This is a genomic window from Streptomyces sp. G-G2, assembly GCF_030063135.1.
Lineage (GTDB): Bacteria > Actinomycetota > Actinomycetes > Streptomycetales > Streptomycetaceae > Streptomyces.
The window spans coordinates 13,872-28,202 of record NZ_JASISO010000023.1; the positions used below are offsets into that span (position 1 = coordinate 13,872).

The window sequence follows — 14,331 nt, forward strand, 5'->3', positions numbered from 1 at the left end:
GCCCCGCACCGCCCCGGGGCTACCCCTGCGCCCGGCTCGCCTCCCCCGGGCCCTCCTCCCCCAGGCCCGCTTCCGCTTCCGCCAGGATCTCCGTCAGCCGGGCCCCGAACGCGGCGTCCCGGGCGTCCGGGACGCCCGTGCGCGCCGAGGTCAGGAGGGCGTCGAGGGCGCGGCCGTACGCGCCCGGTACGTCGCTCCAGTCCGGGAGGCTGAAGACGCCGGCCGCGCCGCGCAGCTCCAGGCCGACCCCGGCGGCGGCCGTGGGCGCGCCCAGGCCGAGGGTGGCGGTGCTGGCCGCGCCGGAGGTGTGGCGCAGGGTCAGCTGGACGACGTCGGAGGGGCCGCGCGTGGCGCTGACCCGGACCACGTCGCCCAGGACCGGGATGAGGACGGACAAGGCGTGGGGGCCCACGTCCCACAGGCCGCCCTTCTGCTTCCGCCACGGCGAGTCGGCGTACTCGTTGGGCGCGCCGTCCGGCGGGAAGAGGGCGCCGAGCCAGTAGGCGTTGGCGGTGAACCAGCCGTCGCGGGCGGCCTGTTCCTCGACCCATCCGGCGGTCGGCCGGGCGAAGCGCAGGGTGAGGAAGACGATGGAGGCGACCTGGTGGCGGGCGGCGGCGTCGGCGACGGCGCGGGCCCGGGTGACGTCGGTGGCCACGGGTTTGTCGAGCAGCAGGTGGCATCCGGCGGCGGCCGCCCGGACGGCGAGCGGGGCCTGGACGTCGGGGGGCAGGGCGAAGGCCACGGCGTCACACTCAGCGAACAACTCGTCGGGGTCTTCGTACACCTTCACCCCGTACTGGCGGGCCAGTTCGGCGGCGGCCTCGGGGCGTCGGCCCCAGACTCCGGCGAACTCGGAGCCGGTGTGGGCGGTGAGTGCGGGGGCGTGGGTGCGGCGGGCCCAGGGGCCCGTACCGAGCAGCCCCACGCGGGGCAGGGGCCCGTCGGGCCGGTCGGAGGCGCCCGCGGAGGGGTCGTCACTGGCTGAAGTCAAATCATACGAAATGCTCACGCACTCAGTCTGCCCCACGCGCGGCCCCACCGGTCGGGCGCGCCACCCTCTCCCGCACAACCCGCCCGACCTGCGACGCGAACTCCGGTAACACGGGGTTCACACACGGGCAACGGAAGAGAAATCGCGAGCGGGCACGCTGCGGTCATCACCGCAGTCACCGCAGTACCCGCAGAGTCTGAGGACGGTCCCGTGAGCTACAAGGCTGAGTACATCTGGATCGACGGCACCGAGCCGACGGCCAAGCTTCGCTCCAAGACGAAGATCATGACGGACGGCGACGCGCTGCCGATCTGGGGCTTCGACGGATCGAGCACGAACCAGGCCGAGGGCCACGCCTCCGACCGGGTGCTCCAGCCGGTGTTCTCCTGCCCGGACCCGATCCGCGGCGGCGACAACATCCTCGTCATGTGCGAGGTACTGAACATCGACATGACTCCGCACGAGTCGAACACCCGCGCCCTGCTGCGCCCCGTCGCCGAGAAGCACGGCGCGCAGGAGCCGATCTTCGGCATCGAGCAGGAGTACACCTTCTTCGACGGGATCCGCCCGCTCGGCTTCCCCGTCGGCGGTTTCCCGGCCGCGCAGGGCGGCTACTACTGCGGCGTCGGCTCGGACGAGATCTTCGGCCGTGAGATCGTCGAGAAGCACCTCGACCACTGCCTCGCGGCGGGTCTGAGCATCTCCGGCATCAACGCCGAGGTCATGCCCGGCCAGTGGGAGTTCCAGGTCGGCCCGGTCGGCCCGTTGGAGGTCTCCGACCAGCTGTGGATCGCGCGCTGGCTGCTCTACCGCACGGCCGAGGACTTCAACGTGTCCGCCACCTTGAACCCGAAGCCGGTCAAGGGCGACTGGAACGGCGCGGGCGCGCACACCAACTTCTCGACCAAGGCGATGCGCGAGGACTACCGCGCGATCATCTCGGCGTGCGAGTCCCTGGGCGAGGGCTCGAAGCCGCTGGACCACGTCAAGCACTACGGCGCGGGCATCGACGAGCGGCTGACCGGTCTTCACGAGACCGCCCCGTGGAACGAGTACAGCTACGGCGTCTCCGACCGCGGCGCCTCCGTCCGCATCCCGTGGCAGGTGGAGAAGGACGGCAAGGGCTACATCGAGGACCGCCGCCCGAACGCGAACGTCGACCCGTACGTGGTCACCCGCCTGATCGTGGACACCTGCTGCACCGCCCTGGAGAAGGACGGTCTGGTCTGAGACCGGCCCCCCCACCGCCCCCGCAGCACTGACGACGGCGCCCGAACTGCCCCCGGAGGCAGGCCGGCGCCGTTGTCAGTCGGACGTGCCACTGTGGTCCCCATGACAGCGATCAGGATCCAGACGGAGCGCGGCGAGACCTACAGGCCGTCCGCGCCCGGTGCGGCGGCCCGACTGGCGGAACTGGCGGGGCGCATCGGCGCGGACGGGGACCACTTCCTCGTCGTCGAGCGGATCCCGAGCGACCCGGACTTCTTCATACAGGTCTGGCACGACGCTGACGAGGCGCCCGAGACGGACGGCGCTGACGAGGCGAACGGCGAGGACGCCCGGGGCGGCTACCAGTTGGAGTACCGCGACGGGGGACCCGACCGGCACTTCCGAACCTACGCGCACACCGCCGCCGAGGTCGGGGAGTTCATGGCGGGCTGGGCGCGGCGCGACAAGGGCTGGGAGCTGGGCCGGGACGGGTCGGCGGCGCCGGTCTGGGAGGTGGCCCGCTTCGCCGCGGAGGAGGAGCCGCCGCCGCTCGCGGACGACCTGCGCGAGCAACTGGAGGAGCGGGTGCGGCTGTCGCTGCGCTGCGGCTACGCCGACCGCGCGGAGCTGGCCGAGCTGGCCGAGGACTACCTGGTGAAGGACGGGGTCCACCCGGTCTCGCTCGCGCAGGCGCAGCAGTTGGCGCTGCGGCTGTGGCGGGAGCGGGTCGCGGAGCAGGCCGGATGGGGGGACGGGGAGACCGGTCCCGACCGGCTGGCGCGGGCGTTCGCGGCACTGGAGGCCTCGGGGATCACCGCGCGGGAGAACTTCACCTGCTGCCAGCGCTGCGGCCTCGCGGAGATCCGGGGTGACGGGGCGGCGGACGCGCGCGGGTTCGTCTTCTTCCACAGCCAGTCCACCGAGGGCGCGGCGCAGGGCGGTGACCTCTACCTGTACTACGGGGGCCACGCGCCGGAGGGGCAGGGCGAGCCCGCCCCGGAGCTGATGAGCTCCGTGGGCCGGGAGGTGGTCGCCGCCCTGGACGGGGCGGGCCTGAGCTGGGAGTGGGACGGATCTGCCCACGATGCGATATCCGTGACCGGCCTGGACTGGCGGAAGAGACTGACGAATTGAGAGTTTGTCCCAGATTGCCCGGGGTTTATATCTCCATGATCACGGAATGTGAGATTCCGATCCACTAAGTGAGACGGGGTCTGCCCCGGGCGCGGGACATCTGCTTGAATGGCCGCATGGCCGGCTATCCGCACAACTCCTCGACAGGTCGCAGCGACCTCGAGCCGTTCTGGCCTTCCCGTCAGGATCACGATTTCGACCGGGTGTGTTGCCGCGCGAAGAACGCGCCGGCCCTCTAAAGCCTTCCGGAACCTCTGCACCAGACCTTCCCGAAGGCCTTCGGTCCGCGCGGTACGACACAGACGTACGTCTCCTGCCGACACTCCGCGTGAAAGAGCTGACCACTCATGGCGAACACCCGTTCCCTCATCACCGCCGCCTCCGCCGCGACCGCCCACCGCCCCTACCCGCCCAGTACGAGCCCCAGCCCCCGCCACCGGCTGCGCGCCGTCGACCGGGACGAGGTCGCCCGCGTGGTGGACCTGCTGCCGCCCGGTGCCACCTGGATGCCCGCGCCCCAGCACACGCTGCCGACGCTGCCGGGCCAGCCGCCGATGATCGGCTACCTGGTGCTCGTACCGGCCGACCAGCAGCCGCCGGTCTCGTTCGCGCCCCCGTTCGGCACGGCGCCCCTCGGCTCGGCGGCGCGGGCGTCGACGATCACGGGCGACGCGCTCGTACGGATCGACTCCGAGCAGCGCACGGCCGAGGTGGACGGCGAGGTGCTGGACCTCACGTACCTGGAGTTCGAGCTGCTGGCGCACCTGGTGGCGCACCCGCACCGGGTCCACAGCCGTGACCAGCTGGTCACCACCGTGTGGGGCTACGGACACGTCGGCGACGGCCGGACCGTGGACGTCCACATCGCCCGGCTGCGGCGGAAGTTGGGCGTGGCGCACCGCGGTGCGATCCAGACCGTGCGCCGGGTGGGCTACAAGTACGCCCCCTGAGCGCTCGTGCGCAGTCGGCGGAAGTGAACTGAACTGGTACCGACGGTGGGCCCGTGCTTCGCGAGGGGAGGCACGGGGCCACCGTTCGGCGTCGTCTCAGCGCGTGCCGGAAGACCTCGCGTCGGCGGGCTCCGCACCGGAGGCGCCCGTCCTGCGGCGGCCCACCGCGCCGAGCACCATGTCCACCGCCAGGAAGCCCAGCAGGCTGATCCCGAGCATCGGCACGAACCACCCGACCACCGCGGTCACCGCGGCCAGCGGCAGCAGCACCGTCACCGGCGCCTTGCGCCAGGCCCCGCGCGGCTGGACCCGGCCGACGGACAGCGCCCGGTCCTTGGTGGGCCTGCGCAGCCACCACATGCGGTAGCCCAAGAACACCAGGAGCATCACGGCGAGGGCGAGCGCGGCCAAGGCGAGCTGGTTGACCAGCCCGAACAGCAGCCCCATGTGGCCGTCGATGCCGAACCGGGTCAGTTTCGCGAGCACCGGGTAGTCGGCGAAGCGCAGTTCGTCCATGACCGCGCCGTCGGCCGGGTCGACCGAGACCGCGTCGAGGTGGACGGGGGCGGTGCGGTCCCGCTCCTTGACGACGTACCCCTTGCCCTGGGCGGGCACGGTCACCTGGAGCTGCTCGGTGACCCCGGCCGCGCGGGCCGCGGCGACAGCCGCGTCGATCCCGACGTCGGGCCCGACCGGCATGATCATCTGACCGTTGGCGTCGATCTGATGGTTCGCGTGCTCGTCACCGCCGTCGTCGGCGCCGCCCTTGACGTTGGCGGAGACGGACGGGGTGGCGCCGCCGAGCCGGTCCTGGAGCTGCCCGATGTTCTCACCGGCGTACTTCGACCAGGTCAGCCCGGTCGCCGACAGGGCCACCAGGCCCACCGCGGCCCACAGTCCGACGGTCCCGTGCCACGACCGCGTCCGGCGCCGCCCGCTCGCCCCGCGGTCCGGAAGGACGAGGTCCGCCCGGCGCTTGCGGGCCCGGCCGATCCACAGGGCGAGGCCGCCGAGTGCGACGACCCAGAGCCAGCTCGCCGCCAGTTCGCTGTAGTTGCGCCCGATCTCGCCGAGCTGGAGGTTGGAGTGGAAGGCGCTGAGCCAGGCGCGCAGCGGGAGCGCGTCGCCGACGGTGGCGAGGCTGCCGCGTACGTCCCCGGTGTACGGGTCGACGAAGACCGTGAGCGTCTCGCCGTCCGCGAGCCCGGGGCTCTTCATGACGACGCGGGTGGTGGCGTCCGCCTCGGGGGCGGGCCAGACGCTGGTGACCTCGCCCTTCGGCGCGGCGCCCCGGGCCGCGGCGACCTGCGCGCTGAGCGGCAGCACGCTCTGGCCGACGCGGTCGACGGTCAGCTCCTGGGAGTAGACGATCTTCTCGGCCTGGAAGGAGAGGGCGTACATCAGCCCGGTCGTGGCGGCGACGAAGAGCAGCGGGGCGATGAGCAGCCCGGCGTAGAAGTGCGTGCGCAGGACGAGCGGGCGCAGGGCCGCCCAGGCGCCGCGGCGCGGTGGGTGGGGAACGGGGGCAGGGGTGGGCGCGGGAACGCGGGCGTCCCTGATGTCCTCAATGGACATGACGGTCCTAGGGGTTGGCGAGACAGGGGAAACCGGCCCCAGGTCTCGCCGGACCGCCGGTCAGGCGCGGGCAGGACGGCCGGGGGCCGTGGCGCGGACGTGCGGCATCCCGGGCGGACCCCGCCGGACGACGTCATAGGCGTGCACGGCCCCGCGCGGCACGCGCGGCGGCTCCGGCGCGCGACGGCGCGCGGGGCGGGCGGGGGTGTGCGGGCGGTGCGCCCGTAGGATCCCCAGCGCCCGGCGCAACGGCGCGGCAGCAACCACGGCGAGCGCCCCCAGCGCGCGGGCCAGCCGGAAGACGGCGGCCTCGCCCCGGGCCAGCCAGAGCGCGCAGAAGAGCGCGGCGAGGACGTGGGCGGCGATCATCCCGAGCCCACCGTGCCCGCCGAGGGCGGCCATGGCGCCCATCCCCTCCATGCCGCCCATCCCGTCCACGCCGGGCATGGAGCCCATGCCCGGCATGGCGTCCATCGTGGCCATCGGGTCCGCGGCGGTGATCGGGGCGGCGGCGGTCAGGGCGCCGTGGTCCATGCCGGACATGTCCGTGGGAGCGTGGGCCGTCGGCGGCGGCGCGTGCGGCTCGCCCACGGCGGAGAACAGCAGGTGCAGCGCCCCCTGTACGACGAGCAGCGCGCCCCCGATCGCCGCGCTCCCCCGCCGCCGACCGGCGGCCCACCAGGCGAGGGCGCCGGTCACGCCGAAAGCGGCCAGCAGGCCCGGAACCGGAAGGTCGTGGCCGGACATGTACGCGTGTCCCAGCGCGGCCAACGCCACACACACCGCCGCGAACATCGCGGCCCGCGTGCGGCGCAGCGGCGCCGGGGCTGGTGACATGGTCCGCTCATGGTCCCACCCGGTGGCCCGCACGCGAACGCCGGTACCGGTTGCGCGGGGCACCGGCCCATGGCTGATCATGATCCGGTGAATCCACTACTGCTGGGGCCGGTCTACACCGGCGGGGTGCAGCTCGGGGCGTACGCGTTGGAGCGCCTCGGCGAGCGCGAGCGGGAGCAAGTGCTGCGGGGCTGCTCGACCAATGTCGACAACCTCGCGGCCGGGCGCTGGGAGACGTTGCTGAGCAGCGCGTTCGTCATGGAGGAGCCCATGCCGCTGCCCTACGCGCTGCTGCTGCTCGCCGTGCTCGGGTACGCCGAGTACGCGTACGGCGCCTGGTGGACCGCCGGGGTGTTCCTGCTCGGGCACGCCGGGGCGACGCTGCTCGTCTACGGCATGCTGCGGGCGCGGCGGCCCGGGTCGGACACACGGCGGGCGGTCGACGTGGGCACCAGCTACGGCTTCAACGCGGTGCTCGGGACCCTCACCTCGGCGCTGCCGCGCGGCGCGGTGCGGAACGCGGCCCGCGCGGGACTGCTGGCGCTCGCGCTGCGGCCGGTGCTGCGGCGGGAGCGGACGTTCACCGACGCCGGGCACCTGGTGGCACTGGGGCTGGGCGTCGGGATCTCGCTGGCCGTCGATTACCTTTCACCGGCAAAACATTCGAAAATATACTGAAGCCGCCCATCCGTTCGACGCTGGAGTTGCCCACGATGACCGCCACCTCGTCCACCACCGTCGCCAACCTGCGCGACCTCGGCGGCACCCCGCTCTCCGGCGGCCGTACGGTCCGTCCCGGCCTGGCCCTGCGCTCCGGTCAGCTCGACCGGCTCGACCTCGTCGCGGATCCGGTGATGGCGGCGCTGGGGGTGCGCACGGTCATCGACTTCCGCACCGACGCCGAGCGGCTGGACCACCCCGACGTGGTGCCGGAGGGGGCGCGGGTGCTGGTGGGCGACGTACTCGCCGACAAGGTGAACTCGGGTGCGATGCCGGCGGCCGCGCAGCTGAAGGACCTGCTGTCGGACCCGGTGGTGGCGGAGCAGCACCTGGGCGGGGGCAGGGTGGAGGCGCTGTTCGCGGAGACGTACCGGTCGTTCGTCAGCTCCGGCTCCGGGCGGGACGCGTACCGGATGCTGCTGACGGAGCTGGCGGACGAGGCGTCCGGGCCGGTGCTGTTCCACTGCACGGCGGGCAAGGACCGTACGGGGTGGGGCGCGACGGTGGTCCTGTCCCTGCTGGGGGCGGACGACGACACGCTGATGGCGGAGTACCTGTCGGTGAACCCGGCGGTGCGGAAGGCTTTCGCGCCGATGATCGAGGGCTTCACCGCGGCGGGCGGCAACCCGGACATCGCGATCGCGCTGATCGGGGTGGTGCCGGAGTACCTGGGGGCGGCGCTGGACGAGGTCGCGGTGCGGTACGGGTCGATGGAGAAGTACGTCCGGGAGGGCCTGGGCGTCCCGGACGACACGGTGGCCGCCCTGCGCACCCGCCTCATCGCCTAGCGGCGAGCCGTCGCAATGTCCGGGGGCGCCGGCTCCCCGCGGGGCTGAAATGGCCCGGCCGGGGCGAGGTGGCACCCGGGGCGAAACGGGGTCGGCGCTCGGACGGGGGGCCGCCGGGTGGGTGACCTGGCGGGGATTCGCTCGTTCTGCTGAATGTGACTGCGCCGGACACCGCCACCCGTACCCGCCCGCATCCCCTCGACGCCGGAGTCGACGTCGAGCGGGCCGAGGCCGCCATCGTCGAGCACTACCCGCGGCTCGTGCGGCTCGCGTACCTCGTGCTGCCGCCCTCCCTCGGGCGCAACCGCCGCGTGCTCACCGCCCACTCGCTCACCCAGCGGGCCCTGCCCCGGGGCCGGGAGGGGGCCGGGGCCACGCACGGGCTGGTGCCGTTCCAGCGCGGGGCGCAGGACGCCGACCCGGGGTCCGACGCCGGATACGCGTACGTCCGGCTGCGGGTGCTGCGCGCCGCGCTGGAGGCCGGGCTGCCGCTGACCTTCCGCGCCCTGCCCCACCGCGCGCAGCTGCCGCCCGCCCTGCCGCAGGTGTGGGGGCTGCGGCTGTTCCCCCGTTCCGGCGGGGCCGAGGAGCTGGCCCTGGACCAGTGGCTGGCCACGCTCGACGGGCCCGCCCGGGCCGCCTGCGTGCTGCGCGCGCTGGAGCGGCTGTCCGAGGTGGACGTGCTGTGCGTCCTGGCCGAGGCCGGGGTGGTGGACCCGCAGGCCGCGCTCACCGCGGCCGGGGGGCCGGAGAACGACGCCCTGTTCGGCTCCGCCGAGTTCGACCCCTGCGTACTCCAGGCCCGCCCGACCGATCTGCTGCGCCGCCGCCGCTGGGTGCGCGGGTCGCTCGCCGCGGGCGCCGCGCTGCTGGTGTGCGGGGCGCTGCTCGGGCTGCCGGGCGGAGGCTGGGGTTCCGACGGGGCCGCCGCGCCCTCGTACGCCCGCAACGCCGCCGCCGAACAGGCCCTGGATCCGGCCGAGGTGACCCGCGCGGCCGCGACCGCCTGGCGTACGTCCGACCGCGCCGACTTCGCCGGCTGGCCCGCCCGCGGCGGCCGGGTGGACGACAAGGAGCTGCTGCGCCGGGCGCTGGCCGTCTGGGCCCGGCCGGGCGCCTCGGTGATGGTGTCGGCCACCCCCGGCACCCCCTCGGGTCCGCCGATGGGCCCGCCGCAGCTGCTGTTCGCGGGCGCGGTGGACCAGGCGGTGGTGGTGCTGATGTACGACGGGCTGCGCGTGGTGCGGTACGCGGAGCCGGTCTCCGGCACCTCCGGCGCGGCCCTGGACTTCGCCCGTACCGACGGGGCTTCGGCGGAGACGGCCACGGCCCTGGTGCTGAGCCGGGTGGACGGCAACGTCCGGTACCTGACGGCGCCGTGGGTGACGGGGGCGTCCGTACGGGACCTGCTCAAGCCCGCCGAGGCCCCGGCCGTGCTGCGGCTGACCCCGGAGGGGATCACCGCGCCCGTGCCGGGTCCGGCTCCGGCGGGCTCCTGCACCAGTTGGAACGCCCTGGCCCTGGACACGGCGGCCGGGCCCCGGCTGGTCACCGACCTGGGCGAGCTGACCCCGGCCCGGCTGACCTCGGGCGCACCGGGCGCAGCCAAGGACGTGACGCAGACGGCCGAGCTGAGCGAGTGGTCGCGTATCGCGTGCCTGCTGCCCTCGGTCCGCTCGCACGGCGTGCGTACGGTCAACTCGTGGCCGTACGCCCGCCAGCCGCTCCCGGAGGGCAACGGCACGGCGGCCTGGCTGTGCACCCGGGCGGAGACCTGGCGGGGCACGGCGGACCGGGTGCAGGCGCAGTTCCTGGCCCCGGGCGCGCAGGTGGCGGCGCAGGCGGCCAAGGCGGAGGGCTCCCCGGCGTGCGGGCCGCGGGAGCCCCGGGTCCTGGCGGGCGTGCTGTGGAAGTCGCAGGGCGGCCACTGGTACGTACTGGCGGCGGGCACGGCCCAGTTCACCTCCCTGTCGGTGACGGGCGGGGCGACCGGGACGGCGACGGGCACCCGGCTGGCGGTGAAGGCGCCGGAGGGCGCGCAGGTGGAGCTGTCCGGGAAGCTGACGGACGGTACGAAGGCGGGTGTCCTGCGGTAGGACCCCACGACGGCCCGCCGGGGGCCCGGCAGTGACCCGGCGGGCCCCCGGCGCGGGAATCCGTGCACAGGGGTGTTGCGCGGGCGCTACCCATCAGTACATTGACGCCATGTCTAATACGCCGTCCGCACCTGCACCCGCACCCGTGGCGTCGGAGCACATAGGGCTCAAGGCCCGGAACGTGTCCTTCTCCTGGGAGGACACCCCGCTGCACTGGCTCCCCGGCGACCCCTTCGCCGGGCACACCATGAACGTGCTGCACCTGCTGCTCCCGGCGGGCGAACGGTGGTTCGTCCACGTGTACAAGCAGGTACTGCCATACATCACGGACGAGCGGCTGCGGACGGACGTGATCGGCTTCATCGGCCAGGAGGCCATGCACGCCGCCGCGCACGACGACGTACTCCCCCACCTCAAGCGGCTGGGCCTGGATCCCACCCCCTACACCGCGCAGGTGGACTGGCTCTTCGAGAAGCTCCTCGGGGACCGCACCCTGCCGCCGGGCCGGGCCCGCGAGTGGTGGCTCAAGGAGCGGGTGGCGACGATCGCGGCGATCGAGCACTACACCGCCTTCCTCGGGAACTGGATCCTGAACGCCGACGAGCTGGACCGGCGGGGCGCGGACCCGGTGATGCTGGACCTGCTGCGCTGGCACGGGGCGGAGGAGGTCGAGCACCGGGCCGTGGCCTTCGAGCTGTTCATGCACATCGACGGCAGCTACCGCCGCCGGGCCAGGACCTGGGCGACCGCCTTCACCGCGCTGGTGTTCCTCTGGCAGCGCGGCGCCCGCTTCTTCATGGAGAACGACCCGCACCTGCCGCACGCGAAGGCCTCCTTCGCCCGGTTCTTCCAGGCCGGGCAGCAGGGCGTACTGCCGTCCACGGGCGCGATGCTGAAGTCGATCCCCTCCTACCTGTCCCGTTCCTACCACCCCTCGCAGGAGGGCTCGACGGCCCAGGCGGAGGCCTACCTGGCCACCTCGCCCGGCGCGAACGGCGGCGCCCGGTGATGCGGCGCGCGGCCACCGCGACCGCCGTGGCGGGGGCGGCCTGGCTGGCCAAACGGGCCCTGCGGCGGCGGATCGAGCGCTCGCCCCTGTGGCCGCTCCCGGCCCTGGAGCGGCCCGTCTCGGGGCACTCGCCGCGCCGGACCCTGCGCGCGCTGATCGTCTCCCGTACGGAGCCGGTCGAAGGGGTGCTCCACCTGGTCCTGGAATCCGCCGAGCTGCCGCCGTGGAGCCCGGGCGCGCACATCGACATCACGCTCCCGTCGGGGCTGGTGCGCCAGTACTCGCTGTGCGGGGACCCGGCCGCCTCCGGCCGCTACACCCTCGCGATCCGCCTGATCGAGGACGGGCGCGGGGGCTCGCGCGAGGCGCACGAGCAGCTGACGGAGGGCTCGGAGCTGGAGCTGCGGCCGCCGCGCAACCGGTTCGAGCTGGTCCCGGCCCGCTCCTACGTGTTCGTCGCGGGCGGGATCGGGATCACCCCGGTCCTGCCGATGCTGCGCGCGGCCACGGCGGCGGGCGCCGGGTGGACCCTGCTGTACGGCGGGCGGTCCCGGGCCTCGATGCCGTTCCTGGACGAGCTGGCCGAGTACGGGGAACGGGTCACGGTGGTCGCCGAGGACGAGGCGGGCCTGCCCGACCTGGCCTGGCTGGGCGGGCTCCCGGCGGGCACCCCCGTCTACTGCTGCGGGCCGGACCCGCTGATGGCGGCGGTCACGGCGGCGGCCGGGCCGGGCGTGGAGGTCCGGCTGGAACGGTTCGCCCCGGCCGCCGCGTCCGGGGCGGAGCAGCCGTTCACGGTGACCCTCCAGCGCTCGGGACGCACGGTCGAGGTGGCGGCGGACAGCACCACCCTGGCGGCGGTGCGGCGGGCGCTGCCCCACACCCCGTACTCCTGCGAGCAGGGCTTCTGCGGGACCTGCCAGCACCGGGTGCTGGCGGGCGAGGTGGACCACCGCGACGACCTGCTCACGGACACGGAGCGGGGGACGTCGATGCTGCTGTGCGTGTCCCGGGCCCGGGGCGGGCACCTGACCCTGGACCTGTAGCGGGCGGCGTTCACCGCCCCGTCGCCCCAGGCCGACGGGGCTCACCCCGGGGATCCGCCCACGTCAGCCCGCGGCGCGATGGAAACTGGATCCCACGACACCGCCGTACCGATCGATCTCGTAGGGCGGCGCGCCGGCCGACGTCTGACGATCCTGTCCCGTCGCGCCGTCCAGCACGATCGGCTCGTCGCCCACCTCCCCGTACACGGCGCCGTGCCAGAATCCGTCGACCTTCGCCACCTTCCGTCCGGAACCGTCGGGCAGGGCCCACCGCTTCTTAACCGAAGCGGCGTCGAACACCGTGATCCCGCGGTCCGCCGCCCCGTATCCGTACCTGGAGCACAGGACCAGGGACTGTGCGTCGTAGCGGCAGCGCCAGCCCCTGCCGTCGAGCGCCACTCGCTGCTCACCGCTGACGGCGTCCACGACGAGCGTCTTGTCCGTGAGGGTCGCGCTCAGCAGCCGGGGCGCGGCCGCGGCCGGCTGCCGCGCCCCGGCCACGGTCCACCGCTGTTCGCCCGTGGCCGCGGCGAGTCCCAGCAGCCTTCCTTCGCCGTACCCCGTCTCCTCACCGCCGGCGACGACGCCGTCGGCCAGGGCCACGGCGCGAAAGGCAGACTTCTTCCAGCGGACGGTGCCCGCGGCGGGTTCGACGGCATACGTCGTATCAGCCGCGGTGACGAGCGCCGTGACGGCGTCGACTCCCACGATCTGCGGCGCGAGGATCTCGTCGGCCCCGATGGGCGCGGCGCCGAGCCCGGTGGCGCTGGGAGCGGCCGCGATCTCGGCCGACCACGCCGTCCTGCCGCTGGCCGTATCAACGGCCAGCACCTCGATCACGGCTCGATCCGGCGTCGTCCCCGCACCCTTCACCTCCCTGTTCCAGGCGGCGTACACCGTTTTGCCGTCGGCCGAGACGAGGGGAGCGGCGCGGTTGCTTCCGAACCCGCCCTTCTCCGCGGGGTACTTCGTGCTCACGTTCCATCGAGGCGCACCCCCCTCGGTGTCGATCGCCTCAAGCCCCTCCTCGGCGGTGACGTAGGCGACCCCGTCGGCGAGCGTGACCGCGGGCCGTGCCGCTCCGCCGCTCGTCGTACTCGGCTGGCGCGCATGCGGCAGTTCGACCGCGGGCCCGCCGAAGCGCACGGGCGGGTCGAACGCCGGACGGATCGGTTTCCCCGTCGTCGCACGGGACGGTTCCGCGGACTCGCCGGACGACTTCGCGTCCGATGAGCCACCGTCTCCACAAGCGACCAACGCCGTTGCCCCCAGCGCGACTCCCGCCGCGGCAACGGCCCATCGTCGCATCCTGCCTGTCCGGCCCATCGCTCCCCCTTCTCACAACTCTCATGGTCACGGCGACCATAACGGTTGGCCTCCCGGGGAAACCGAAGAGTTCTCCGACCACCCGACCGCGACCCTGTACGGGAGAGGGTCAGGGCGCGCCGCTGACGGCGGATCCGCCGCCGGCCCCCGTGGCGGTGGAGTGGCTCCACGCGGCGGAGCCGAGCCACCACAGCGTCACCGCCAGCACGAGGAAGCCGATGACTGTCAGGAGGGCCGCGGTCACGGGCCGGCGGTAGCCGTCGGCGACGGCGGCGAGCAGGAGCAGCACGCCGCAGGGCAGGAAGAAGACCAGGCCCAGCATGAAGCCGAACACGCCGAAGAAGAGGTAGAGGGCGCCCACGATCAGCGCCGCCAGGCGGAACTCCGCGCGACGGCGGAACACGAGGACCGGCAGCACCAGCGGGGTCGCGGGCACGAGGCACACGATCCCGACGTCGAACTCCAGGCACCCGAGGAAGGCCACGAACGCCCCGAAGAACGCGGCGCCCAGCGCCAGCGCGCGCTGCTCCCAGGAGGCCCCGTTCCCGCCCTCCCGGATCCTCCGGGCCCACCCCGCGGCTCCCGGCATGCCGGTCATCGCCGTACCCCCGTTCCGGACGCAAGAGCATGAGTGTTGAACGCGTTCA

At 73.9% G+C, this 14,331-nt stretch carries 13 protein-coding genes; 8 read left to right on the forward strand and 5 right to left on the reverse strand.

The window, feature by feature from the left end; genetic code table 11:
* Positions 1-19: 19 nt before the first annotated feature.
* On the reverse strand, positions 20-994 hold the full coding sequence (locus tag QMF80_RS19350; protein WP_502962882.1) for a Gfo/Idh/MocA family protein: 975 nt from the start codon (positions 992-994) through the stop codon (positions 20-22).
* 210 nt (positions 995-1,204) lie between these two features.
* Between QMF80_RS19350 and glnII the strand changes: the two genes are divergently transcribed.
* The 3 genes from glnII to QMF80_RS19365 all read left to right on the forward strand — a co-directional run bounded on the left by glnII (position 1,205) and on the right by QMF80_RS19365 (position 4,287).
* Positions 1,205-2,224 (forward strand): glutamine synthetase, encoded by a 1,020-nt coding sequence (gene glnII, locus QMF80_RS19355; protein WP_283454973.1) that lies wholly within the window; start codon positions 1,205-1,207, stop codon positions 2,222-2,224.
* A 102-nt stretch (positions 2,225-2,326) separates the two neighbouring features.
* The gene (locus tag QMF80_RS19360) at positions 2,327-3,337 is read left to right on the forward strand and encodes a DUF6891 domain-containing protein (protein WP_283454975.1); all 1,011 of its coding nucleotides are present in this window, start codon (positions 2,327-2,329) and stop codon (positions 3,335-3,337) included.
* Between the two features lie 347 nt (positions 3,338-3,684).
* A complete protein-coding gene (locus tag QMF80_RS19365) occupies positions 3,685-4,287 on the forward strand; it encodes a winged helix-turn-helix domain-containing protein (protein WP_283454977.1) in 603 nt (200 codons plus the stop codon).
* Between the two features lie 96 nt (positions 4,288-4,383).
* Here QMF80_RS19365 and QMF80_RS19370 read toward each other — a convergent pair whose 3' ends face one another.
* Both QMF80_RS19370 and QMF80_RS19375 read right to left on the reverse strand, forming a co-directional pair.
* Complete coding sequence (locus QMF80_RS19370; protein ID WP_283454979.1) at positions 4,384-5,862, reverse strand: PepSY-associated TM helix domain-containing protein; 1,479 nt, start codon at positions 5,860-5,862, stop codon at positions 4,384-4,386.
* Positions 5,863-5,922: 60 nt separating this feature from the next.
* Positions 5,923-6,699, reverse strand: a complete 777-nt coding sequence (locus QMF80_RS19375; protein ID WP_283454981.1) for a hypothetical protein — start codon at positions 6,697-6,699, stop codon at positions 5,923-5,925.
* Positions 6,700-6,786: 87 nt separating this feature from the next.
* Here QMF80_RS19375 and QMF80_RS19380 point away from each other — a divergent pair, with 87 nt between their 5' ends.
* The 5 genes from QMF80_RS19380 to QMF80_RS19400 all read left to right on the forward strand — a co-directional run bounded on the left by QMF80_RS19380 (position 6,787) and on the right by QMF80_RS19400 (position 12,358).
* Positions 6,787-7,377 (forward strand): rhomboid-like protein, encoded by a 591-nt coding sequence (locus QMF80_RS19380; RefSeq protein ID WP_283454983.1) that lies wholly within the window; start codon positions 6,787-6,789, stop codon positions 7,375-7,377.
* Between the two features lie 35 nt (positions 7,378-7,412).
* Positions 7,413-8,207: a tyrosine-protein phosphatase gene (locus tag QMF80_RS19385; protein WP_283454984.1), complete on the forward strand. Its 795-nt coding sequence runs from the start codon at positions 7,413-7,415 to the stop codon at positions 8,205-8,207.
* Between the two features lie 155 nt (positions 8,208-8,362).
* Complete coding sequence (locus QMF80_RS19390) at positions 8,363-10,303, forward strand: hypothetical protein (RefSeq protein WP_283454986.1); 1,941 nt, start codon at positions 8,363-8,365, stop codon at positions 10,301-10,303.
* A gap of 109 nt (positions 10,304-10,412) precedes the next feature.
* The gene (locus QMF80_RS19395; protein WP_283454988.1) at positions 10,413-11,312 is read left to right on the forward strand and encodes a metal-dependent hydrolase; all 900 of its coding nucleotides are present in this window, start codon (positions 10,413-10,415) and stop codon (positions 11,310-11,312) included.
* Positions 11,312-12,358 (forward strand): PDR/VanB family oxidoreductase, encoded by a 1,047-nt coding sequence (locus QMF80_RS19400; protein WP_283455153.1) that lies wholly within the window; start codon positions 11,312-11,314, stop codon positions 12,356-12,358. Before QMF80_RS19395 ends, QMF80_RS19400 begins: the two co-directional genes overlap by 1 nt.
* A gap of 63 nt (positions 12,359-12,421) precedes the next feature.
* Here the strand turns inward: QMF80_RS19400 and QMF80_RS19405 are convergent, their stop codons facing one another.
* Complete coding sequence (locus QMF80_RS19405) at positions 12,422-13,504, reverse strand: outer membrane protein assembly factor BamB family protein (RefSeq protein WP_283454990.1); 1,083 nt, start codon at positions 13,502-13,504, stop codon at positions 12,422-12,424.
* Positions 13,505-13,793: 289 nt separating this feature from the next.
* Positions 13,794-14,282, reverse strand: coding sequence for a hypothetical protein (locus QMF80_RS19410; RefSeq protein ID WP_283454991.1), 489 nt, complete (start codon positions 14,280-14,282; stop codon positions 13,794-13,796).
* Positions 14,283-14,331 lie beyond the last annotated feature (49 nt).

Coding starts and splice junctions, on each gene's coding strand:
- QMF80_RS19360 (WP_283454975.1), top strand. CDS start 2,327: ATGACAGCGATCAGGATCCAGACGGAGCGCGGCGAGACCTACAGGCCG.
- QMF80_RS19365 (WP_283454977.1), top strand. CDS start 3,685: ATGGCGAACACCCGTTCCCTCATCACCGCCGCCTCCGCCGCGACCGCC.
- QMF80_RS19370 (WP_283454979.1), bottom strand. CDS start 5,862: ATGTCCATTGAGGACATCAGGGACGCCCGCGTTCCCGCGCCCACCCCT.
- QMF80_RS19375 (WP_283454981.1), bottom strand. CDS start 6,699: ATGTCACCAGCCCCGGCGCCGCTGCGCCGCACGCGGGCCGCGATGTTC.
- QMF80_RS19385 (WP_283454984.1), top strand. CDS start 7,413: ATGACCGCCACCTCGTCCACCACCGTCGCCAACCTGCGCGACCTCGGC.
- QMF80_RS19395 (WP_283454988.1), top strand. CDS start 10,413: ATGTCTAATACGCCGTCCGCACCTGCACCCGCACCCGTGGCGTCGGAG.
- QMF80_RS19400 (WP_283455153.1), top strand. CDS start 11,312: ATGCGGCGCGCGGCCACCGCGACCGCCGTGGCGGGGGCGGCCTGGCTG.
- QMF80_RS19410 (WP_283454991.1), bottom strand. CDS start 14,282: ATGACCGGCATGCCGGGAGCCGCGGGGTGGGCCCGGAGGATCCGGGAG.